A 23,303-nucleotide genomic window follows, 5' to 3' on the forward strand; every position below is an offset into this window, starting at 1 on the left:
AAATGGTTGATTTAATAATAAAAAATGCTCAAGTAGTTACAGCTTCAGATATTTTTATTTGTGACATAGGCATTAATAAAGAAAAAATTACTTTCTTAGAAAAAGACACAAAACATAAGTCACAAAAAATTATTGATGCTAATAATAATTTTGTCTTACCAGGAGGTATTGACGCCCATTGTCATATAGATCAACCAATGAAAGATGGCTCTGTAATGGCCGATAATTTTGAAACAGGCTCACTATCTGCTGCTTTCGGTGGCACAACAACAATAATTCCGTTTGCTTGTCAATATAAAGGTGAAAGCTTAAGAGAGGTGATCAAGGATTATCATCAAAGAGCAGAAAATAAATCATATATTGATTATGCATTTCACACAATAATTAGTGATGTTAATAAAAAAGTTTTAGGTCAAGAACTTCCAGCAATCATTAAGGATGGCTATAGTCATTTTAAAATTTACATGACTTATGAAGATTTAAAACTTAACGATAAAGATATACTTAATATTTTAGAAATTGCAGGCAAAGAAAAAGCTGTTGTGATGGTGCATGCTGAAAATGATGATTGTATTTCTTGGTTAACAGAAAAATTAGAAGAAAAAGGAAAAACATCACCAAAATATCATTCGTTATCTAGACCGGATGTCGTTGAATCGGAAGCAACTAATAGAGCCATCTCATTATCTAGAATTGTAAATACACCAATATTATTTGTTCATGTTTCTGGTAAAGAAACTATAGACATTATTAGAAATGCTCAAAGCAGAGGATTTAAAATTTTAGCAGAAACTTGTCCTCAGTACTTATTTCTAACCAAGGATGATTTGGACAGGGATGACTTTGAGGGCGCAAAATATATATGTAGCCCACCACCAAGAACAGTTGAGGACCAACAACATGTTTGGCAAGGACTGAATAATGGAACATTTCAAATTTTTTCTTCTGACCATGCAGCTTTTAAATTTAATGACAATAAAGGAAAAATGCTGAATGGAAAAAATTCTTCTTTTGGAAAAATTCCTAACGGACTTCCAGGTCTTGAAACAAGACTTCCTCTATTATTTACTTATGGAGTTTTGAAGAATAAAATATCAATAAATAAATTTGTTGAGTTAACTTCAACTAATCCAGCTAAAATTTATGGACTATATCCTAGAAAAGGAACTATTGCTGTTGGGTCTGATGCTGACCTAGTTATATGGAATACAAAAGTCAAAAAGAAGATTACAAATAAAGATCTACACCATAATGTTGATTACACTCCCTATGAAGGTAAAGAAATTAATACCTTGGCTAATACTGTTATTTCAAGAGGAACGATTGTAGTTAATAACCAAAAATTATTAAGCAAAATGGGCCATGGAAAATTTTTAAAATCTGAAATTTCAGATTTTGTTTACTAGAAAAAATACTCGGTCATTATCTCGTTCATCATATTAAAAAATTAGAGTTTCAATTATAGAAACCAGGATCTGGGGCACAGTCTTCATGATACTTGATATCGGATACAGAGTCTTTGATGTATTGGGATTAGTTTTTATGAGTCAATCGTCTATAATTTCAGTTGCTTTTTGCTTTGTGGGGGTAGCTTGGTTCATGGAACGCCCCTACCATATCCTCTACTTTTCTTTATTTATAATGCTGATTGGTCTTTAAATTAATTTTTTCAGCCTGTGGTTGGCATTTAGATTATTGAATACTATCTGAAAATAAAGTTCTCTCAAACATTTTTAATTTATCTAATGCATATGCTTTTTCGACAGTCTCTAATTTTGCTCTACTCACTAAACCTACAGACTAAGTTATAAGTTCTAAATATATGGTCTCATTCTTATTTGCAGTAACATCTATATCAAAAGGCTCAAATCTCCATACAAGACCTGCTGTTTCATATACATTAATATTATAATTTCCAGGATCTACATCAGCTTGAATATAAGATTTGCTTGGTAAAAAATATGAGCCATGACCTAAAATTCCAATCGTTGGAATATCTGCGGATATTAAAGATCCACCTTTTCTTAAAATAATAATCTTTGATTTTCCAGATTCTAATGTTGTTTCTTTATAAAGACCACCTGTTGGTTTAACAGTTGTACATCCAGCTAACAACAAACCTATAAATACTATTCCTAAAATTTTTTTCATGTTATTAATAATGCCAGAAAACTCTAAGCCCAGTTTCTGATGTAGTATTTCTTGGTTCCATAAAATTACCTGATACATCAAGTTTTGAGTCTGCTATATCCCAATAATCCATGTAAAGCTCATAACCAAAATTTTTATCAGAATAATATTTTGCAGTAAGTTTTATTCCTGAGCCGTCTTCTTGATCATTTGTTATATCGCTATAATTAGCACTAACTTGGCTGATTTTACTGGTTTGTTGGCCGTATAAAAAATATAAATATTCTCCTCTAAATTCCCATGAGCCACTTTCGTGGTTAACACCAATTGGTAAATATACATACCTAGACTCTCTGTCATAACCCAAGTGTCCTGTTGATGATTGTTTTAGACCACTAGCATTTAATAAGTACCTAAAACCCAAACCCGAAAATATTGTTGTTCTGGAGTTTGATCTTTCCATTGGAATTCCAAAATAACCAGTTGTTTCAAATTGATAGTCAGGAATACCTGTCATCGTGCCTGTACCTGCAGAAGTATAATTAACCTCACCCACTCCAAGTCTATTTTTAAACCCAAAGTATGTTTCGTCACTATAAGTTTCTGAATTAGTATTAATGCCGATCATCCAACCATCTTGTGACATAAAAAAACTATTATCTACAGGATGCCTTTCTTCATAAATTTTTGTTCCAAAATATGCACCTATTTCACTTTTTTTATTTTCAAAGCTTTTTACGTTAGAAATAGATAAATTCAAAAAGAGCACACTTAATAATACTATGTAATTTTTTTTCATAATTTTTATTGGGATTGTTTATATCCTGACTCTGTGGTTTCATTAATAGTAAATTTTGTTGAAAACAGACTTTGCTTAACCCCTATAATATAAAAATAATTTTTTCCATCTGCAACTCCTGAAGTTGAGTCAGTACCCATACCAAATCCACCTATTCCTGCTCCAGAAACTTTAATTCTATAATTACCAGTCACATTACTAGTTGTATATTCATTTACTCCAAGTTGTGCAATTTCAGAACCATTGACTTCAATTTTAGCCAAGACACCACTTGCAACAAACCCTCCTTCTCTGGTAAAATAGATGGTTGTACTTCCAGTACCTGTTGTGCTTATTGTTGGTCGGTTTTTACTACCTGTGCCGGAGCAAGATGATAATATTGGAATGATTAGTAATATAATTAAAAACTTTATTTTTTTAGTATTAATAGATTTCATGCAGGTTTAATTTAATTAGCCTTCATAATAAATTAATATTTAGAAGGCCAATTAAGGGTTAATTAAAATAAAAAACCAACTGATAAGTAAGTTACGCTAGTATCTATTCCACCAACATCATTGTATCTTGTAATAGCATACCTAATATTGTCTACTTCATATCCCGCACCAATTAAAAGACCAGTACCATCTGCAGAACCAGTAGCAGCATAACTTGTTCCACCAATTGTAACATTAGCAGCACCATCTACTGTCGAACTATGCATACCTACTTTTCCAAAAAATCCTTCAGAAGATTTTAAAGCAAGCGCTATATCAAATCCAGATACATCATATGACTCCGATGCCGTTCCACTTGCAGCAGCATATTTAGCATCAGCACTTGAGGTTTTAAAATAACCTGCCTCAATAGCCATATTCGAAGCAAGACCATATTCACCAAATAACCTTCCAACAAAAACTCCTTTATCGTAAGTTGCTGTTACAGTTTCTCCCAAAGCGTTAGCTATTGCTTGCGCTGTATCATCTGCTTCTAATTCTATTGGAGACCAACCTAATTCAACACCAAATCTAAATTGACCTTCTTCAGTAGCGTAAGTTAAGTTTGAGAATCCAAAAATAATAATAATAGTTAATAGTATTTTTTTCATTTTTTTCCTTTAATTAATTAATTAAGTTTCTACCCTATAAACAATAAAATAAATAAATAGAGAAACTATTACATGTAATAATTACATGTAATAAATACATGTAAAAGAATTACCTTTAAGAATTTTATTTTATTTTTACTTAAAATTCTTTAAATTTAAATTATGAGAATTAAAACATATGCATCAGTTCTTGCAAATGATTTTGATGAAAAAAAAAGTTTACGCTCAATTAATAAATTTCGTAAAGGACCAATACATTATAAGTTATGGCTCTTAATATTGGACAACTATTTAAATAAAATAGACACCACAACAGAAACTATAATGGTTTTTTTATCTAAAAATGCTTCTAGAAAAACTATAAGCCTTATTTTAACTGAACTTGAAAATGAACAATTAATAATAAGGAAGAAAAGTATATCTGATAATCGTATTACATTAATTGAACCCACTCAACTTACAATACAAGAGTTTAATGAATGGATTCAGACCTTCAAATCAGCACTAAATAGTGTTTAGGGTTAAATTAACATTTTGTTAAAATAATTTATTATTAAATATTTATATTTATTCTTTAATTATTCACTAACCAAATCCTAAATAAGGTGTCTAGGTGAAGGAATGAGAGTTAATCAACTAAAAGATCGTAGATTTTAAATATTGATTAATAAAACTATTATAGCTACAGCAATTAACACAGCACTGACAATAATATAATTCAATCTAATATTAAATTTTTTAAAGACTATTTCAGTAATCTTTTCCCAGAATAATACGATCAAGAAGATTATTATAGCTGGCAGAATATATTTGATCATAAATCCATAATTATTGTGTAAGCTAAATAAGTAAGTTCAATGGCTAATAGTATTTCAAGTCCAGACATAATTTAAACCTACCAAACCTTAAATCAGGTGTCCAGTTGATGGAATGAAGACAAAGATAACTGTTTGTTTAATGTTCATTTTTTACAATATGTCATTTATAGATGTGCTCCACATAGGATCTGAATGCTTATCCCAATAGAGTTTGTGAATTTTTCTTGTAATATCCCCTACCGTTCCTTGTTTAATATTTTCCCCACTTACTTTTGTTATTGGCATTACCCCTCCTGCTGTTGAAGTTGCAAATAATTCTTTAGATGATTTTAACATTTCAATCGTTATAGATTTTTTATTAACGTTAATATTTAATTCTTTTGCTAAATCAATAACGGTTTGTCTTGTAATTCCTTCTAGTACTCCATGGTCTGGGGTATTAATTCCATTTTCATCAACAGAGAAAATATTAAAGCCTGGGCCTTCTGAGATATTATTATCCTCATCTACTAATAAAGCAGTATGATGTCCTCTCTCATAAGCATCAAGCATACCGGTGACTAAATCCATCCAATGATAATTTTTAATAGTAGGATCAACTGAACTTGGAGGAATTCTTGTTATATCAGTTAAATATACATCTAATCCTTTTTCAAAATCTTCTGGTTTAAGTATCCAACCAAAGGGTACTGCAAAAGCCATAAAACGTGGTGTCGCTTTACGAGGATCTCTAACAAAGTTTGGAGACATTCCTCTTGTTTGTATCATTTCAACATAAGAATCTTCAAGATCAGCTTTTTTAACACAGCCTGCTAATATTTTTTTTATTTCTTCACGACTAAGTCTGCATGGCATTCTCAGTTTTTCTGTTGATTTAAAAAAACGATCAATATGTTTATCTAATTGAAAAAATCTATCCTTCCAAACATGGACAACATCATATGTGGCATCAGATCTTAGAAAACCCCAATCTAAAATAGGAATTTTAGCTTCAGAAAGTTGAATGAATTCACCGTTCATCCATGCCGATCCTTTTGGAAAAATATCACTCACCATCCAACCCTACCAATATTCAAATCAGGTGTCTAGGTGATGGAATTAGCTAACACTAAATAAGGATAAAGAGATCTTGAGAATGGTTAATATTGTTATTTAATAATCCAAAAAATGATATTTATTATATAAACCAAAATACCATAAAATAAGAACATTAGAAATTTGTCTTTTCCTGACTTTTCTTTCCAATTCAAAGTAAATAACGCAGCTGGAGATGCAACCAATAAAATAACTCCTAGAATAATTACCAATACTGATAAAATTATAAATACATTCATAAATTAATTTTTATCATATATTTTCTTAAATATTAAATCTGTCTTTAATTGCATAAAACCACACCCCTAATCTAAAATAAAACGTTCTTAACTGGGGGAAGATAAATTTCTTAGGTAATCCTTTATAAATTTTTGAAATATCCAACTCTTTACTGTTTGATAATACTAACTTAGACAATTGTTTTCCAGTCCAAGGAGCAGCACTCACTCCAACCCCATTATAACCAAATCCATAATAAATCTCTTCATTATCAATTTTACCAATAGAAGGAGTTAATTTTTGAGATAAAGCAATTAATCCTCGCCAATTATAATCAATATTAATATCTTTCCATTGAGGAAAAATGTCCTTTAAAAATTTTTCCATTTTCTTAGACATATTTAAATTAGATTGATCACTGCCACTTAAATCTCCTCTAGTGCCAAATAAAATTCGGTTGTCAGGTAACTTTCGATAATAATATAAAAGATTTTTAGTATTAGCTATTGGGGAAAATGTTTTAAAATTATGTTGGTCAATTTCTTGCTTCGTTAAGGCTCTGGTGACAATAATATTTGAAATTACTGGTAAAATTCTTGAATTCATCTCCGGGATTAAGCCTTCTTGATAAAACCCGTTTGTTGCAACGACTATTTTTTTTGAACGAATAGATCCTTCTTTCGTCCTTAAAATATAAGTGCCCTTATCTTTATCAATTTTATCAACTTTAGTGTGCTCAAAGATTTTTAATTGTTTAGATAAAGCGTATTTTGCAATGCCATTAACAAACTTAAGAGGATTGATTGCAAAACCAGGTTTATATGAAAAAGCTCCAAATTGCTCTGTGCCTCCATGGCCAATTTTATCAAAGTCTTCTTTAGAATAAATTTCAGTTTCAATGCCAAACTCTTCTTTGTAAGCTTTGGCTTGCTCTTGAATATCTTTAAACTTATTTGGATGATGGGCGACTACGTAATTACTATCTCCCGTTACATCACAATCAATATTATATCCTTGTATAATATCTTTTGTATAATTTGAGCCTTCAACAGAGTTTTTAAAGAATTTTTTAGTTTCATCATTACCGTAAATAGATTGCATTTTTTTAAAAGACATCTTACTTGGTGGCAGACAACAAAAACCTGCATTACGAGATGAAGCCCCCCAACCTATTTTTCCAGCTTCAACTAAAATGACATCTAAATTATGATTTTCTATTAAATTAATTGCACAAGATAAACCAGTGTACCCTCCACCTATTACAACAATTTCTGAGCTGATATCTTTATTAAGTTTATCTAGATTTAAATTTTCGCTTGAATGATCTTCCCAATAACTACTAACTGGGGTGTTAAATTGATAAATATCAGAATGATAAATATTTTTCATTAACAAGACCCTAGCACGCAATTAATACTTAATTCTAGTCAAACTTCTAATTTTTTAGGATTTGAAATGAACTTAAAAGACTCAAGCCCTATTTTTCATAGGGCTTGAGTTAATTAGTTAAGCAGCACTTACTCTTTGCTCTATGTGCTCTTCATTATAAGAGTTTGAAGAAACCTTTTGAAATAATTTAATAGGAACTCCATTTGATAAAATATCTAATACCGGACAATGTGTATTTACCGTATCAATCAATTTATCTATTTCTGCTTTTGGTGATGAAGATTTAATGTCAACAGTTCCAGAGATTGATTGAAAGCCAGGTCTAGTGTTTTTATTTAAAGCTAAAAAACCCTGAAGATCTAATTCACCTTTTAATTTAACACTAACACTCTCAATATTAATACCCGCTGCTGTAGCAAATGCTTTATAGGTTATCTCCTGACACGTTGCTAGCGCTGCTAATATTAACTCTACTGGGCTGGGTCCCTCATCTTTTCCACCAAAACTTTTGGGTTCATCAACAACTAATTTATGCTCTCTAAGAGTGACTACAGATTGAAGTCCTTCTTTAAGAATTGAGTTGCTTTCATATTGGACCAAAGCATTTTTGGGGTTGGCTGTAAAATCCTTCTGTAGATTACTTATTGTTTCTTTTAGATTGTTACTCATTTGTTTTCTCCTGTTTTAGTGCTTCGACATATGTCAGGCGCACAATTTAGTTAAATGCCCTTCTTAATTTATTTACGCTTTGTCTCCATATTCAGTCATATGTTTTGGAATTCTTTTATTTTTTCCATACATAAAATGATTTTCCATGTTCTCTCGATATTTACTTGCTGGAACAGTTAAACCAATTGACTCAGCAACTTCCCTAATCAACATTGGGTTTGCTCCACAACATACTCCAAGGTAATTAATACCTAGCTCATAAGCATCTTTTGCAAATTTACCTATTTCATATCTATTACAAAAGTGTGGGTCCAATGCTGTTGGAAACGTTCTTCCATGAGGTGATGGACATGCACAATTACTTCTGTCCGGTAGATTAAAAAATGTTGGGTAATCTTCACTGGTTCTATAAGGAATAGGTAAAGCTCCAACATGACATTTAACTGCTTTTCTAATTTCTTTTAAAAAAGGAAACATGGTAGCAGGTCCTCTAAAACAATTTAAACCAACAACATCAGCCCCTAATTGCTCTAGCTCTTTACAGGTATCAACAACTGATTTTCCATCTCTCATTTTATTTTCACCCATTGGAGATATGGTTAATACAGTTGGTAAACCTGTTTTTTTCATAACTTCTAAAGCTTTAAAAGCTTCTTCAGCATAATAAAAAGTTTCACCAATTAACATATCAGCACCTTCTTCAACGGCCCAACCAATCATTTCTGTAAACATTCCTTCAACTTCTTTTTGAGATTGTGGATCATTATGTTTCCAGATATTTGAATTTGAAATATTACCTGCCATCAAATTTGGTTTTGATCCTTTAGGAGTATCTAATGCTACTTTTTTAGCAATTTTTAATGCTGAACGATTTAGTGGTTCAAGAAGTTCTTCTTTACCAATAACACGCATTTTTTCTCTGTGTCCATTATAAGTAAAGGCCTCAACTACATCAGATCCTGCGTGTTGAAATTCTCTATGTAAGTTCTCTAAAACTTCAGGATGATCTAATGACACCATTGGAACAAATTCCCCTGATGACATGTAGCCACGTCTTTCTATCTCAAATAAAAAACCTTCTGCGCATATAACAGGTCCTTTATCTAATCTTTCTTTTAATTTATTTGTGCTCATTTTTTTTCCTCTTGTTTTGGGGAAAAAAGGTCACAAAATAATAAGAGGTTATATTCATAGGCCTCTTTTCTCCTTTTTAGTGCTTAAGCAAATGCAGGGCGCACAATATGGTTCAACTGCCCGGCTTAATTTTATGAAAGATAAAAAAAAACCACCTGTCTAAAGCGGTGGTTGAAGCGTCGCTTTAGCAGGATTTATAACGCGCTCTGCAATTTAACTTAAATCAGCGCAACCAAATATAATCAACTTTCTCTCAAAATGTCAAATGAAATAGATGATGGTTAGAATTAGAAGGATAATGACAATCCAAATAGTAAGATTAGTTAAAAACTGCTTTAATTTAGAATTAGATTGTAGAAAAGCTGGGAGTACTAATAAGAGTATCCCTAGCATATAAACAAAGGGTATTATCTGATCTGCCATTTATATCGATGATAGCTTCATCTTTTTGGAATACTTTTTCTGAGGTGAATTTTTTATAACTGCTTGAGCACAACGCATGACCCCTCTTTTTTTATCAAAAGTCATTTTGGGATCACCATACAATTTCCATCCATTGGATATGGCCTCCGTTACACGATGGCAAAATTCTGAAGTGTCGTCACTTGTAATAAATCTATAACCTTTCATAATCAGACCTTAACAAGTCCTAAATCATGTGTCTATGTTCAGTTTATTATTATTATTTTAAGTCTTTATGCTTCTACAGTCATTACTAATTTAATGAATAGCCAGCTGATCTTACGGTTCTAATTAATTCTTTAAATCCATCAATATTAATACTTTGTCTAAGTCTTCTTATATGAACATCAACTGTTCTTGTTTCAACATTGATATTATCAGACCAAACATTCTCTAGAATTTGATCTCTTGAGTAAACACGTTTAGGGTTTTTAATAAAAAAATTGATTAAATCATATTCCTTGGGTCCCAAATGAATTTCTTTGTTTTTTCTAAAAACACGTCGTGTTAATCTATCCACCTTAAGGTCTTCGAATTCAACAATATCAGAAACTAATGAGGGCTTAGATCTTCGAAGTAGCGCTTTTATTCTTGCAAGTAATTCTGGGAAACTAAAGGGTTTGGTGATGTAATCATCTGCACCAGAGTTTAACCCTTTAATCTTATCTTCATCCTCACCCTTAGCAGTAAGCATTATGATTGGAATTTCTTTAAATTTTTTTTCTTTTTTTAAAATTTTACAAATTTCTACGCCAGAAAAATCAGGTAACATCCAGTCTAATAAAACAAGATCAGGAAATAATTTTTTAATATCTTCAATACCCTCATTGCCATTGTCTGATGATGAAACTTTATAACCTTCTTTTTCAAGGTTATATTTAACTAAAGTGATAATGGGTTGTTCGTCTTCTACAATATGAATGCTAACGCTCATTAGTTTGGATCAAAATCTTTACCTTTAGGTCTTGCTCCTTCAATATGCTCTCCCTCGATTAGATAAAATAAAGCTTCAGCGATATTAGTAATATGATCTCCTGCTCTTTCAATATTTTTAGTCACAAACAATAAGTGTGTTGCTAGATCTAAATTTTTTTTATCTTTGCTTAAGAAATTTGCAACTTCATTCATTGCGATATGTGTTAAATCATCTACTCTCTCATCTGATTTCCAAATTTTAACAGCAGCTTCTTTTGACTGGTTAAGATAAGCATCCAAAACATCTTTCAATTGTCTTTGAACTAACTCCCCTAATCTTTTTAAACTGGCAATTAACTCTTCTGGAAGATCGCGTGGTAAAGGTTTGATCTTTTTAGCAACACTTTTTGCTAAATCACCAATACGTTCAAGATCACTTGAAATTTTTAAAGTTGAAATAGTTAATCTTAAATCAATTGCCATCGGGGCTCTTTTAACGAGTACTGTTACAATCTGCTCTTCAATAGTTGCTCTTAACTCATTAATTTTTTCATCATTTTTAATAATGTTTTCAGCAGCTTCTTTATCAACTTTGATGATGGCCTCCATTGAATCTGTCAACTGAGCTTCAACTAAGCTACCCATTTTAATTAAGTTATCATTTAAACTTTGTAATTCATCCTCGTAGGATTTAACAATATGTGTAATATCTGACATAATTAACCAAACCTCCCTGTAATATAATCCTGGGTCATTTTATTTCCAGGGTTTTTAAATATTTTCTCTGTTGTATCCACTTCAATTATTTTTCCTAAATGGAAAAAGCCAGTTCTTTGAGAAACTCTTACGGCTTGGGACATTGAATGAGTAACAATGACTATTGTATAACTTTTTTTAAGTTCATCAATTAATTCTTCAATTTTAGCAGTGGCAATAGGGTCTAGTGCCGAACACGGTTCATCCATTAAAATAACTTGAGGATTTACTGATATGGCTCTTGCAATACATAATCTTTGCTGCTGACCTCCAGATAAACCTGTGCCTGCTTCATTTAACCTGTCTTTAACTTCGTTCCATAAAGCTGCTTTTTTTAAACTATTCTCAACAATTTCATCCATATCTGTTTTATTTTCTGCTAAACCATGAATGGTTGGTCCATAAGAAATATTATCATAAATACTTTTTGGAAAAGGATTGGGTTTTTGAAAAACCATACCAATTTTCTCTCGAAGCCCTACAACATCCAGATTTTTGTCAATGATCTCTTCATCATCTATTGTAATTGATCCTTCAACTTTACAAATATCAATAACATCATTCATTCTGTTTATGCATCTTATGAAGGTTGATTTTCCACATCCAGAAGGACCGATTAAAGCTGTAACTTCTTTGTCATAGATATCCAAATCTACATCAAAGAGTGCTTGTTTTTCTCCATAATGCACATTTAAATTACTGCTTTTAATTTTTATTTTATTATTTTTCATTACCACTTCCTTTCAAATTTTTGTCGTAAGTAAACTGCTATAAAATTTAATGTAATTAAAAAACTTAAAAGAACCATAATAGTTGCTGATGTTTTTTCTACAAACCCTCTTTCTGCTTGTTCAGACCATAAATAAACCTGTACTGGCAACGAAGCTGATGGATCCGTTGGAATAGATGGAATATCGACCACAAAAGCAACCATACCAATCAATATTAAGGGCGCTGTTTCCCCAAGCGCTTGGGCCAAACCAATAATAGTTCCTGACAAAGTGCCTGGAATTGCTAAAGGCAGAACATGATGCGTAACTGATTGAACTTTAGATGCGCCAATTGCAAGCGCTCCTTCTCTAATTGAAGGAGGTACTGCTTTTAAGGAAGCTCTACATGGAATAATAATTCTTGGTAAAGTCATTAAGGCTAAAGTAATTCCTGCAATTAATGGAGTTGATCTTGGTAGATGAAAGGTCCCAAGCAAAATACCCAAACCTAATAATCCAAATACAATGGAAGGTACTGCTGCTAAATTATTTATATTAATTTCTATAAAATCAGTAATTTTATTTTTAGGAGCAAATTCCTCTAAATAAACTGAAGCTGCAATAGCGATTGGAAAAGATAATAATAAAGTAATTACAATGGTAAAAAATGAACCCACTAAGGCTCCACCAATTCCTGCAAGTTCAGGGTTTCTTGAATCTCCTTTAGTAAACAAATATGAGTTAAATATTTTATTAACTTTTCCTTCATTAACTAATTCGTCATAAAGATTTAATTGAAAATTATTAATCCGTCTTCGCTCTTCTGGAAGTTCTCTAGGGTAATTACCTTTATGCAATTGATCAAAATCATCTGATGCAGTTAGTTTTAATACAGTGGTTTGATTTAAAGCTTTTGGATTATCAAGTAAAAAGTTTCTTATTTCATATTCATAATCAGGACTAAATAAATTAATTAATAACTTTTCTTCGGTTAAACCATTAACTTTTTTTACTTTAAGAATACTATCAATTGCTAGTTCATAGTAATCTGTATTTTCTAAATCTTCGAGTGGAGGCGATTCACTTAATTCTAAAGTATCAGCATCAAAATTTACCTCAACATCTATAGTTGTTTTTAAAAATGCGCCACTGCCTTTTGAAAAGATAGCATTTAATAAAAAGATTACAAAAAAAATTGCTAGTAAAATAGAAGTTAATCCATAGAGCTTAAATCTTTTTTCAGCATTATGTCGTTTTTTTAATCGTTGCTCTTTATTCATATTTTTCTCTATATTTTTTAACAAATCTTAAGGCTATGTAGTTTAAAATTAATGTTGCAAAGAAAAGTGTTAAGCCCAATGCAAAAGCAGATTGTGTTTTTGGACTATCGAACTCCTGATCGCCAATTAATAACATTACAATTTGAGTGGTGATGGTAGTGGTAGACTCAAGTGGATTAATGGTTAGATTTGCGGCTAAACCAGCAGCCATTACCACAATCATTGTTTCACCAATGGCTCTTGATACAGCTAATAACACCGAGCCCACAATCCCTGGTAATGCAGCAGGAATTACAACATTTTTAATAGTTTCTGATTTGGTTGCTCCAATTGCATAAGATCCATCTCTTAAAGATTGAGGGACTGCATTAATCACGTCATCAGATAATGAAGACACATAAGGAATAATCATAACTCCCATTACCAATCCTGCAGCAAGAGCACTTTCAGAAGATACCTCTAAGTTTAACTTTTCACCTAATTCTCTAAAAAAGGGGCCAACAGTAAGCGCTGCAAAAAAGCCATATACAACTGTTGGAATTCCAGCCAAGATTTCAATAATTGGTTTAGAATATTTTCTAACTTTAGAACTTGCGTACTCTGCCATATAAATTCCAGAAAATAATCCAATAGGAACAGCTACAAGCATTGCAATGAGAGCTATAAATGCTGTACCAGCAAATAAAGGAACAGAACCAAAAGCACCTTTTAAATTTTCATATTCTAAAGCTGTAATTGCTGAGGCATCACTAACGAAAGCTCTTTGAGGACTCCAATTCATTCCAAACAAAAAATCAAAAATATTAATTGCTGAAAAAAATTTTAAACTTTCAAATAAAAGAGAGAAAATAATTCCCATTGTTGTTAATATAGCAACTAGAGAACATACAAAAAGTAATCCTGTTAAAATTTTTTCAACATCATGTCTTGCTTTATTATTTTTTGAAATTCTAAAAATCCCATATGAGATAGCAGCAATAAAAGTTGATAATAATAAAACAATTTTAGAATTTTGAGCAATTGTTTGTAAATTTTCATAATTCTTAACGCCTATTTTAATTTCTTCAGTTAAGGTTCCTGAAAAATTACCCTCATAAAGTGATCTAATTTTTTGATAAAGTAAATTAAGTTGGTCCCCTGAATAATTTAAATCGTTTTGAATTAAAGTTTGTGAGATCAAATATTTAATAATCGCTGGTTCAAATATAGACCAAAATAATAATATAATTAATGCTGGTAACGCGCACCATAAAGCTAGATAATAACCATAATAATTTGGTAGAGCGTTAATCTTTATAGATTGTGTTGATGTAATTTTTCTTATTCTAGAGCGACCATATAAAAATGATAGATAGCTAAATATTGTAACTAATAATAAAATTATAATATTCATGAGCTTATGTATTACAGTTTTAATGTTACAGATTTGTTACAATTTTAAACTACAAATTGTACTAATAAAAAAGGCCAGAAGTTTATTCTGGCCTTGATTGTGTTTGAGGAATTTAAATTACTTGATGCTAATAGTGTTTAATTCGACCGCTGCAGTTCTTACAACATCATATTTTGCTTTAGCTAAAGGTACTAAACCGATCTCAGCTAAGTAACCTCTTGGTCCCATTGCTTTTTTTGACGTAAAATCTTTAATAAATGCGTCAATTCCAGGAACTACTCCAATATGTGCTTTTTTTACATAAAAGAATAAAGGTCTAGCTATTGGATATGAGTAATCTTGAATACCTTCAAGACTAGGTTTAACTCCTTCTATAGCTGCAGCTTTCACCTTGTCTTTATTGCCAACTAAATAGCTATAACCAAAAAAGCCGTATGCGTCAGGATTTGATGCTAGTTTTTGAACAATTAGAGTATCGTTTTCACCCGCTTCTACTGCATAACTGTCTTCACGGATTTTAGTACATTCGCTACTAGCTTTGTCACCAAAAAGTGCTTTTGCCTCTTTAGAACAACCTTTGCTCATAACTAAAGAATTCCATGCATCTCTTGTACCTGATGTTGGTGGAGCAATAAGAATTTCTATCTTTTTAGAAGGAAGTGATGGATCAATGTCGCTCCATTGTTTATATGGATTAGCAACCAATTTACCATCTACATCTACTTCATTTGCTAGTGCTCTCCAAAGTTGTTCTTTAGTAAAATTTGAATCTGGAGAATCTACTGCGTGAGCTAAAGAAATACCGTCATTTCCTACAATAATTTCTATAATTTCAGTTACACCATTTTTTTCACATAGTGCTTTTTCTTTAGATTTTATAGCTCTTGATGCATTAGTAATATCTGGGTGATCAGTGCCAACTCCAGCACAAAATAATTTCATACCCCCACCCGTTCCAGTGCTTTCAATTACGGGCGTTTTAAATTTTTCTGTTTTACCAAAATTTTCAGCAACAACAGTTGCATATGGGTAAACAGTTGATGACCCCACTATCCGGATTTGATCTCTTGCTTGAACATTTGACGCAAATAGCATCACCGTCAAGATTGATAAAATAATTTTAACATTTTTCATTTTTATTTTTCCTTTGTTTATTTATATTTAATTCTTATAAAATTTCTTTGTTTCAATTTTATTACAAGTTTATGAAACTTTTATGACAAAGAATATTTTATTATCTTCTAAAATTTTATACTTTTGGAAATTCAATGGTAAATTCAGTACCTTTTCCTTCAGTACTGATAATATCCATAGTTGCACGGTGTTGATTTACTATATGTTTAACAATAGCCAATCCTAAACCAGTACCCCCTGCATCTTTGCTTCTTGCAGGATCTACTCTGAAAAAACGCTCAGTGATTCGGGATAAATATTTTTTAGGAATTCCAACCCCTTGGTCTTTAATAGAAAACAAAATAGTGTCCATTTTCTTAACCAAGGAAATTTTAATGACAGTATCACTATCGCTATACTTGCAAGCATTATCAATTAAATTAGTAAAAATTTCTATTAATCTATTTCTATCTCCAGAAATTTTATAAGTATCATCTGTAATATTGTTTTCTATTTTTATCTTTTTTTTCTTAACAAGCTCTGAATTCAATTTAATCACGTGAGTTATTATTTCTTTTAAATCTAACTCAGTGGTGGGTCTAATATGTTCTTGTAATTCGATTTTTGACAATGAAAGTAAATCATTAATCAAATTTTCCATACGCTCTGTTTGTTGCATCATAATGGGTAAAAATTTCTTTTGCATTTCAAAATCATTTGAAGCATGACCATCATTTATTGTCTCTAATCCTAACTTAATTGACTGTAAGGGTGTTCTTAACTCATGAGAAACATTAGCAACAAAATCTGATTTAAATTGTTGTGTCTTATATATTTCAGTTAAATCTTTTAAAAATATTATTACAGAATGTTCATCTTCAGATTCATTTAAAGACTCAGAGATAATATTTACATTATAGAATTGAAAAATAGGAAGTTTAATTTCCACATCTAAAACTTGTGAACTTTTATCCTGAATTGCAAGATCAATACTTTCTAATAAATTAGCATCTCTTAAAATTAATGAAATATTTTTACCAATAATATCATTACCAAATCTAGCAACAGCGCTTTTATTTGCAAAAAAAACATTTTTAAATTTATCAAGGATAATTACTTGATCCATCATCTCATCAAGAAATATCATTTTTTGATCTTTTATTTTAATATCAGAGCTCATAATTTTAAAACCAGAGGTAGTATTATAACTCTAAAAATAAATTTGTAATTAATAATTAATTATATAGAAAGTTTTAATGACTCTTACACTGTTTTATACAATCGTCGGCTTTGCTTTAGCGGGGTACAGTGTTATTGCAAATGACTCAATTCAAACATTGGGAACTTTTATCGCGTCAAAACAAAAATGGTTTAAATGGTACACTCTTGCTAGTGCAGCATCATTTGTAATGATACTTGCTATTACTTGGGGCTGGTACAGTAATGATGGAGATATCTCTTACGGCAGACTAACAAGAATACCTTTCCAAGAAATACAATGGTATCACGCTGTGGCACCAGGAATACTTCTTGTATTAACAAGAGTAGGTATACCTGTTTCAACAACCTTCTTAGTTTTATCAGCTTTTGCATCAACGGTAGTACTTGAAAAGATGCTTATGAAAAGTGTTGTCGGCTATGGTCTTGCTGCAGCTGCTGCTTATATTTGCTGGATCGTTATCTCTAAATTTATTAATGAAAAATTAGATGAAGTTAATGACAAATGGATTTCCTTTTGGCGTAACTCTGTTTGGATAACTTCAGGCTGGTTATGGTGGGTTTGGTTATCTCATGATGTAGCAAACATTGCTGTATATCTTCCAAGACAATTAGATGTTTCTCTTTTATTAGTTGTTCTGGGTTACTTTACAGCACTACTTTTTTATATCTTCTACATTCATGGAGGGGCTATTCAAAAGGTTGTCTTAGAGAAAACTGGAACAAGATATGCAAGATCAGCAACTATAATCAATATTATTTATGCAGCTGTACTTTACTACTTTAAAGAGCTTAATGATTTACCCATGTCAACAACCTGGGTATTTGTTGGTCTATTATGTGGAAGAGAGTTAGCAATCGCATCAATGAATAAAGACTATAAGTTCAAATATGTGTTTCCACTAATTGGTAAAGACTTTCTTAAAATGATATTCGGATTAAGTGTGTCAGTTGGAATTGTACTTGCAATTCACTACATCATAATTCCAAATAATTGGTTTTAAGTATTAATTATTTAAGCTTAAACCTTGAGCACAAAAACTTAAAGATAAAGTAATTAAATTTCCCAAGACCATAGAAATTAGGTGCAGGTTTTTTAGTCTTTAATTTTTTAGCTTTTTTCTTCTTCATAGCCAATATGGTTTTGTGTTTCGTTTGAATGTTTCAGGTTATAACAATCTGTGCAAAGTAAGATCACCTCTGGTCCTGAGCTTACTTGTGTTAAGATGGCTGTATCATCTCCACACTCACTACACCCTGATAAACGTTTCTTCATTTACGTTTATTACGTGTTATCTCATTAATTCTATCAATATAATTTTTTATCTCAGGGTTATCTTGAGCTTTATTATCTTGTTTGGGGTTTTTCTTCCTTTGGTAATAATAATAGATAGGCATAACAACAGATAAGGCAACGATAATAATTGCTAATATGATTTCAGAAGTTGTAACCATTTAATATTTAATGACAGGCTTGATTGAATTTTTTAAGTCTCCAATAATTATAAGGCCAGGGTGTTAAAAATCCCGCAGTTAACATAATAGGTACCACCCACCAAGTTAGCATCGCTCCACCGGTTAAAAAATAATCTGTAGCGTTCATAGAAATTTCCATACTAACCATTGAGATGAAACTCATTCCACAGGCGGTCTTTAAAGCATTAATTAATTTAAAATTTTGTCTCATTAAAATAAAAGTTTCAAGCATAATGCTGGTTAATAAACCATTTATGATTGCTAAAGTCATAATGCCCAATACTGGAAAAGGAATTTTACTTAATTGAAAAAATAGTATGGTTCCAAAGTCACCAATTGCACAGCCGATAACACACCACATCGTATTCTTAGCACTTTTTCTCCACGTGTGTTTACACGACCAATGAAATGTGTCTGTTGCCATTTAATTTATTTACTTAAATTTATTTGATGTTTGTAATAATCATCTGGCCAAAAACTTTTAATGTAGGCTAAAACTGAATCTATATCTTTGTCATTTAATTTATCTCCAAAGGCACCCATTTTTCCTTCATAGTCACTAATTATTCCAACTAAACCATATTTAATAATTTTATGTAATGTCTCATCATCATGGTGCCAAGTGTGACCTGTACCATTTAAAGGCGGCGCTTTTCTATGGCCGTCTTCATCAACACCCTTCCAATTTTCAGCACCTGACAAATTAACTTGATGACAGCTTACACAATTATTTTGGTAGGCAATTTTACCTCTAGCAATCATTAATTGAGAATCTCTTGTGATTGGATAATGATTATCAGAATAAGAAATGCTACTTAATGATATAAGTAGAGTTGAAATTAGAAGTATTTTTTTCATAACTTATAAATTTATATATTAAAAATTGTTAGATTAATCTTATATTTTTTTAAGATTGATTGATTATAGTCCTTAATAATGAACAATTTTTTCTTATTTATTGTCACACTTTTTTGCTGGTCCCCTACTTGGTATGTCATCAAGTTTCAATTAGGTTACGTTGATCCATTAGTATCGGTGTTTTATAGATTTTTGATAGCTGCAATAGTTATTTTTGTTTATCTAATTTATAAGAAGAAAAATCTTAAGTTTTCTTTAAATCAGCATCTTTGGTTTTTACTCTTTGGTGTTTGTCTCTACTCACTAAACTATGTTTTCTTTTATCTATCAAACACTTATTTAATAAGCGCATTTCCAGCAGTTGTCTTTTCAACGGTAGTTATTATGAATATTTTAGGAGAAGGCTTTTATTTTAAAAAGAAACCTTCTTTAAAAACTTTACTTGGAGCAACTATTGGGATGATTGGAATTATAATCATTTTCAATGATGAGATTTTCAATTTCAGCTTTGCTAATGGAACTCATGTTGGATTATTTTTAGCCTTACTTGGTACATTTTCTGCATCAACAGGAAATATGGTTCATCAGAGAAACTTAAATAATAACTTTTCCTTAATACCAACACTTGCATATTCAATGCTTTATGGATCATTAGTTACTCTATTAATCACTCAAATAAAAGGTACTGAACTATTATTTGAATATAGCTTCAGTTATATCGCATCCCTTGCTTATCTATCAATAGTTGGCTCGATATTTGCTTTTATCTTTTACTTAAGATTATTAGAAAAAGTAGGAGCTGGACGAGCTGGTTATGTAGGAGTTGTTATGCCTGTACTTGCTTTATTAATCTCAACAATATTTGAAAACTTAGAATGGCAGCAAGATTTAATTATAGGCTTACCGATTTTAATAATTGGTGCAGTGCTCGTGATTAATCAGAAAATTAAACCTATAAAATAATTTCTAAGATTTTTTTATTTATTACATTTACCGATAGAGCCTAGTAAACATTTAGTTCCATCAATCCAAACAGCGTTATTAAGATTAGCACCTTCAAAAGTGGCATTTAAGATATTAGCACCCATTAAATCTGCTTCAAAAAGATTACTATTAGTAAAATTTGTCTCAATTAATGATGAGCCTTTAAAATTTACTCTTGTTAAGTTGGCACTTGAAAAGTTAGCTTTCTCAAAAATACCCCCTTCAAGATTTGCTTCATATAAATTCGTTCTAATAAAAGAAGATTCTACAAAATTACCGTTAGCTAATGTTGCATTCATCATTACCCCTTTATCAAAGGTAACTTTAATAAAGCTAATAAAGGAAAGATTAGAGTTTGGTATATAAGCTCTACTTAGATCTTGGCCTTCTGAAAATTGGCAATTAGAATAATCCACTCCATCAGTTGGAGCATCATCACAACCAGCTTTAGCACCACTAGTTAATAATAAGCTTAAGACTAAAATGGTAAAAAGCTTGCTCATAAAACCTGCTCTTATTAATTTTATCATGTCAAATGCTAACAAATCATAGATTGAGAGTCTTCTATTAATTTAATTATAGGTAAAATTAAGCCACTATTTATCGTTTAGGAAAGCCTTCTACTGTATAAAAATTTCTTATCTTCTTTAGAGATACATAATAAGCGCTATCTCTAAATGATTTTTTAATTTGTTTTTTAGCATTATAAATTTCAATAAATGCATTTCTCATACTATCTTCTAGGCCTGAAAAAGCTAAGTCTTCTTCATCAGCACCATGAATAATTTTTTTAATGGTGTCAAAATCTGTTTTAGTATTAGTTTTTTTATCTATCAAATCAATAATGTCTAATATTTTTTGTTCTTGAAATCTTTTTTCAACTCTACCAAAACGTATATGAGAAATATCTTTTACCCACTCAAAATAAGAAACTACAACACCCCCTGCATTGACATAGATATCAGGAATAATCATAACGCCTTTTTCAAATAATTTTTGATCCGCCTCAAATGAAATGGGTCCATTTGCAGCCTCAATTATTAATTTTGTTTTAATTTTATCTACATTATCAATGGTGATTGCATTTTCTAATGCAGCTGGAATTAAAATATCACAATCTAATTCTAAAAGTTCACTTGGATTATCTTTAAATTCTCCAAGTTTAGGATTATTGATACTTTTATTTGTTTTATAAAATTCAATTAGTGCATTTATATCAATGCCTTTTTTATTATATAAATAACCATCAAACTCACCTATGGCTATAATCTTTGCATTATCTCTATTATATAAATGTTTGGCTAAATTACTTCCAACATTACCAAAGCCTTGAACTATAATTTCATTATCTTTTAATTCATTTTTTAAACCAGCTTCTTTAACGACGTCTTCGTGTCTAAATATTTCTCTAACTACTTCTTCAATACCTCTACCGGTTGCTTCTGTTCTGCCAGCAATACCTCCTCTGTGTAAGGGTTTACCTGTTACACAACCTCTATAATTTATATCATCTGGTTTAAGTGTTTTATAAGTCTCTAAAATCCATTCCATTTCTCGTTGAGAAGTTCCAACATCTGGAGCTGGTACATTTAATGCTGGAGAAATAAAACCTTTATTAATTAGTTTACTAGCAAAGGCTTTAGTAATTTCTCTAAGTTGGGGCATGGTGTAATTCTTAGGGCTAATCTTTAAACCGCCTTTAGCACCTCCAAAAGGAATATTAACTATTGCACATTTGTAAGTCATTAAAGATGCCAAAGCTTCTGTGTCGTCTTGATCAACCGTTTCTGAATATCTTAGCCCACCTTTAGTTGGAAGAATATGTTCTGAATGAACCGCTCTCCATCCAGTAAAGTTATTAATTTTGCCATCTAAGACAACACCCACATTTACTTTAATTAATGAGTGAGTAGATTTTAAATGCTCAAGTAAGTCATCACTAAAGTTTAGTAATTTAGCTGATTTATCTACATGTAAATTAACGTTATCTTTAAAGCTCATTAATAATTATTATATCTTTAATTTATTTTTTTCCAATAACCATAAACACAACGTGTGCCCCGTCTAGAACAATCATAAGTATCATGTAAGACACCATCTTTAACAACGGTTATGTGTTTTGAACAAGATACAATTAAAGTCCCACTTGGAAGTTCATCTTTTTTTAAATGAACTTTACAGCCTTGACCAATAAACATAGTCGGCGTCCACTGCCAACCTAGTTTTTCAAGGTATTTCTTAACCACCACTCTATGCGTACCTGATCTTGGGCTGTCATTTTTTTGTTTTAAACTTCTTGCAAGTCTTGTTCTTGATGTAGTTCTAAATTCTTCATTTGCCTTATAAAGATCATCATAAATTTTTTGATAAGGAAGGCCTGATACAATTGCTATAGATCTAACTACACAGTCTCCAGCTTTACCTTTATATCCAGCCGCAGCTCTACCTCCATCATTGATTTGTAATTCTAAATTGCTACTTGAAAATAATCTTTTAAAGAAATTCACGATTTAGTTTTATGATCTAAGATCTCAACCATACACTGAGTTGCGTATTCACGCCATTCACTAGCAGTTTTGCCTTTAAGACTATCAAGCTGTTGCTTGTTACTATTAATGCTTTCTTGGTATTTAACTTTATCAGTTTCTTCTAGATTTTTTTCCATGTTAGCAAGATTGGTTTCCATGGCACTAATCCAACCATTACCAAGTTCAACACATTTAACATCATCTTTCTCATCACAAACTTGCTTGAAGAAATTGAAAATAACATCATCTGTTTTAATCTCTTTGCTCATG

Annotated in this window: 29 protein-coding genes and 2 riboswitches; of the genes, 4 read left to right on the forward strand and 25 right to left on the reverse strand. The window is 31.1% G+C overall.

Going from position 1 to position 23,303, the window contains the following annotated elements:
* Positions 1-2: 2 nt before the first annotated feature.
* Positions 3-1,406, forward strand: coding sequence for a dihydropyrimidinase (gene hydA, locus AC5SL0_RS03895; protein ID WP_494617873.1), 1,404 nt, complete (start codon positions 3-5; stop codon positions 1,404-1,406).
* Positions 1,407-1,800: 394 nt separating this feature from the next.
* Here the strand turns inward: hydA and AC5SL0_RS03900 are convergent, their stop codons facing one another.
* The 4 genes from AC5SL0_RS03900 to AC5SL0_RS03915 form a co-directional block, all read right to left on the reverse strand.
* A complete protein-coding gene (locus AC5SL0_RS03900) occupies positions 1,801-2,151 on the reverse strand; it encodes a hypothetical protein (RefSeq protein ID WP_494617874.1) in 351 nt (116 codons plus the stop codon).
* Positions 2,152-2,155: 4 nt separating this feature from the next.
* A complete protein-coding gene (locus AC5SL0_RS03905; RefSeq protein WP_494617875.1) occupies positions 2,156-2,929 on the reverse strand; it encodes a hypothetical protein in 774 nt (257 codons plus the stop codon).
* A gap of 5 nt (positions 2,930-2,934) precedes the next feature.
* A complete protein-coding gene (locus AC5SL0_RS03910; protein WP_494617876.1) occupies positions 2,935-3,366 on the reverse strand; it encodes a hypothetical protein in 432 nt (143 codons plus the stop codon).
* A 62-nt stretch (positions 3,367-3,428) separates the two neighbouring features.
* Complete coding sequence (locus AC5SL0_RS03915; protein WP_494617877.1) at positions 3,429-4,016, reverse strand: hypothetical protein; 588 nt, start codon at positions 4,014-4,016, stop codon at positions 3,429-3,431.
* A 162-nt stretch (positions 4,017-4,178) separates the two neighbouring features.
* Here AC5SL0_RS03915 and AC5SL0_RS03920 point away from each other — a divergent pair, with 162 nt between their 5' ends.
* Positions 4,179-4,535 (forward strand): hypothetical protein, encoded by a 357-nt coding sequence (locus AC5SL0_RS03920; RefSeq protein WP_494617879.1) that lies wholly within the window; start codon positions 4,179-4,181, stop codon positions 4,533-4,535.
* A gap of 449 nt (positions 4,536-4,984) precedes the next feature.
* Here AC5SL0_RS03920 and AC5SL0_RS03925 read toward each other — a convergent pair whose 3' ends face one another.
* From AC5SL0_RS03925 to AC5SL0_RS03985, 13 genes are all read right to left on the reverse strand, one after another.
* The gene (locus AC5SL0_RS03925) at positions 4,985-5,890 is read right to left on the reverse strand and encodes an aminotransferase class IV (protein ID WP_494617880.1); all 906 of its coding nucleotides are present in this window, start codon (positions 5,888-5,890) and stop codon (positions 4,985-4,987) included.
* A 92-nt stretch (positions 5,891-5,982) separates the two neighbouring features.
* On the reverse strand, positions 5,983-6,168 hold the full coding sequence (locus AC5SL0_RS03930) for a hypothetical protein (RefSeq protein ID WP_020169514.1): 186 nt from the start codon (positions 6,166-6,168) through the stop codon (positions 5,983-5,985).
* A 25-nt stretch (positions 6,169-6,193) separates the two neighbouring features.
* Complete coding sequence (locus tag AC5SL0_RS03935; RefSeq protein ID WP_494617881.1) at positions 6,194-7,537, reverse strand: NAD(P)/FAD-dependent oxidoreductase; 1,344 nt, start codon at positions 7,535-7,537, stop codon at positions 6,194-6,196.
* 117 nt (positions 7,538-7,654) lie between these two features.
* Positions 7,655-8,206: an OsmC family protein gene (locus AC5SL0_RS03940; protein WP_494617883.1), complete on the reverse strand. Its 552-nt coding sequence runs from the start codon at positions 8,204-8,206 to the stop codon at positions 7,655-7,657.
* Positions 8,207-8,210: 4 nt separating this feature from the next.
* Positions 8,211-8,275: riboswitch (SAM riboswitch) on the reverse strand.
* 3 nt (positions 8,276-8,278) lie between these two features.
* Positions 8,279-9,340, reverse strand: coding sequence for a homocysteine S-methyltransferase family protein (locus AC5SL0_RS03945; RefSeq protein WP_020169516.1), 1,062 nt, complete (start codon positions 9,338-9,340; stop codon positions 8,279-8,281).
* Between the two features lie 66 nt (positions 9,341-9,406).
* Positions 9,407-9,471: riboswitch (SAM riboswitch) on the reverse strand.
* A 292-nt stretch (positions 9,472-9,763) separates the two neighbouring features.
* Complete coding sequence (locus AC5SL0_RS03950) at positions 9,764-9,970, reverse strand: DUF1737 domain-containing protein (RefSeq protein WP_494617884.1); 207 nt, start codon at positions 9,968-9,970, stop codon at positions 9,764-9,766.
* Between the two features lie 85 nt (positions 9,971-10,055).
* Positions 10,056-10,736: a phosphate regulon transcriptional regulator PhoB gene (gene phoB, locus AC5SL0_RS03955; RefSeq protein ID WP_011282191.1), complete on the reverse strand. Its 681-nt coding sequence runs from the start codon at positions 10,734-10,736 to the stop codon at positions 10,056-10,058.
* Entirely contained in the window at positions 10,736-11,434 is a 699-nt protein-coding gene (phoU, locus tag AC5SL0_RS03960) for a phosphate signaling complex protein PhoU (RefSeq protein WP_011282192.1), read from the reverse strand. The genes phoB and phoU overlap by 1 nt, the downstream gene beginning before the upstream one ends.
* Before the next feature lie 2 nt (positions 11,435-11,436).
* The gene (gene pstB / locus AC5SL0_RS03965; RefSeq protein WP_020169518.1) at positions 11,437-12,204 is read right to left on the reverse strand and encodes a phosphate ABC transporter ATP-binding protein PstB; all 768 of its coding nucleotides are present in this window, start codon (positions 12,202-12,204) and stop codon (positions 11,437-11,439) included.
* On the reverse strand, positions 12,204-13,463 hold the full coding sequence (gene pstA, locus AC5SL0_RS03970) for a phosphate ABC transporter permease PstA (RefSeq protein WP_494617885.1): 1,260 nt from the start codon (positions 13,461-13,463) through the stop codon (positions 12,204-12,206). The genes pstB and pstA overlap by 1 nt, the downstream gene beginning before the upstream one ends.
* Positions 13,456-14,856 carry a phosphate ABC transporter permease subunit PstC gene (gene pstC, locus AC5SL0_RS03975; protein WP_011282195.1) on the reverse strand — a complete coding sequence of 467 codons (1,401 nt, stop codon included), beginning with the start codon at positions 14,854-14,856 and terminating at the stop codon, positions 13,456-13,458. Before pstC ends, pstA begins: the two co-directional genes overlap by 8 nt.
* A gap of 117 nt (positions 14,857-14,973) precedes the next feature.
* Entirely contained in the window at positions 14,974-15,990 is a 1,017-nt protein-coding gene (locus AC5SL0_RS03980) for a substrate-binding domain-containing protein (protein WP_494617886.1), read from the reverse strand.
* A 115-nt stretch (positions 15,991-16,105) separates the two neighbouring features.
* A complete protein-coding gene (locus tag AC5SL0_RS03985) occupies positions 16,106-17,149 on the reverse strand; it encodes an ATP-binding protein (protein ID WP_027307026.1) in 1,044 nt (347 codons plus the stop codon).
* A gap of 76 nt (positions 17,150-17,225) precedes the next feature.
* On the opposite strand from AC5SL0_RS03985, the gene AC5SL0_RS03990 reads away from it, so the two are divergent.
* The gene (locus tag AC5SL0_RS03990; protein WP_494617888.1) at positions 17,226-18,191 is read left to right on the forward strand and encodes a hypothetical protein; all 966 of its coding nucleotides are present in this window, start codon (positions 17,226-17,228) and stop codon (positions 18,189-18,191) included.
* A 107-nt stretch (positions 18,192-18,298) separates the two neighbouring features.
* Here the strand turns inward: AC5SL0_RS03990 and AC5SL0_RS03995 are convergent, their stop codons facing one another.
* From AC5SL0_RS03995 to AC5SL0_RS04010, 4 genes are read right to left on the reverse strand one after another with little or no spacing between them, the layout of a single operon-like run.
* Entirely contained in the window at positions 18,299-18,463 is a 165-nt protein-coding gene (locus tag AC5SL0_RS03995) for a hypothetical protein (RefSeq protein WP_006996709.1), read from the reverse strand.
* The gene (locus AC5SL0_RS04000) at positions 18,460-18,642 is read right to left on the reverse strand and encodes a hypothetical protein (RefSeq protein ID WP_494587111.1); all 183 of its coding nucleotides are present in this window, start codon (positions 18,640-18,642) and stop codon (positions 18,460-18,462) included. The genes AC5SL0_RS03995 and AC5SL0_RS04000 overlap by 4 nt, the downstream gene beginning before the upstream one ends.
* Positions 18,643-18,649: 7 nt before the next feature.
* A complete protein-coding gene (locus AC5SL0_RS04005) occupies positions 18,650-19,087 on the reverse strand; it encodes a DUF4396 domain-containing protein (RefSeq protein ID WP_018414244.1) in 438 nt (145 codons plus the stop codon).
* A gap of 5 nt (positions 19,088-19,092) precedes the next feature.
* Positions 19,093-19,521 (reverse strand): c-type cytochrome, encoded by a 429-nt coding sequence (locus AC5SL0_RS04010; protein ID WP_011282201.1) that lies wholly within the window; start codon positions 19,519-19,521, stop codon positions 19,093-19,095.
* A 78-nt stretch (positions 19,522-19,599) separates the two neighbouring features.
* On the opposite strand from AC5SL0_RS04010, the gene AC5SL0_RS04015 reads away from it, so the two are divergent.
* Positions 19,600-20,484 carry a DMT family transporter gene (locus tag AC5SL0_RS04015; RefSeq protein ID WP_494587112.1) on the forward strand — a complete coding sequence of 295 codons (885 nt, stop codon included), beginning with the start codon at positions 19,600-19,602 and terminating at the stop codon, positions 20,482-20,484.
* Positions 20,485-20,498: 14 nt separating this feature from the next.
* On the opposite strand, the gene AC5SL0_RS04020 is transcribed toward AC5SL0_RS04015, so the two are convergent.
* The 4 genes from AC5SL0_RS04020 to AC5SL0_RS04035 form a co-directional block, all read right to left on the reverse strand.
* Entirely contained in the window at positions 20,499-21,035 is a 537-nt protein-coding gene (locus AC5SL0_RS04020) for a pentapeptide repeat-containing protein (RefSeq protein WP_494617890.1), read from the reverse strand.
* Between the two features lie 70 nt (positions 21,036-21,105).
* A complete protein-coding gene (locus AC5SL0_RS04025) occupies positions 21,106-22,506 on the reverse strand; it encodes a Glu/Leu/Phe/Val family dehydrogenase (protein WP_494617891.1) in 1,401 nt (466 codons plus the stop codon).
* 17 nt (positions 22,507-22,523) lie between these two features.
* Complete coding sequence (locus tag AC5SL0_RS04030) at positions 22,524-23,012, reverse strand: hypothetical protein (protein ID WP_494617893.1); 489 nt, start codon at positions 23,010-23,012, stop codon at positions 22,524-22,526.
* Positions 23,009-23,302 carry a hypothetical protein gene (locus AC5SL0_RS04035; RefSeq protein ID WP_271481457.1) on the reverse strand — a complete coding sequence of 98 codons (294 nt, stop codon included), beginning with the start codon at positions 23,300-23,302 and terminating at the stop codon, positions 23,009-23,011. The genes AC5SL0_RS04030 and AC5SL0_RS04035 overlap by 4 nt, the downstream gene beginning before the upstream one ends.
* Between the last annotated feature and the right edge of the window lies 1 nt (position 23,303).

Source organism: Candidatus Pelagibacter sp. PS_16 (assembly GCF_059417965.1).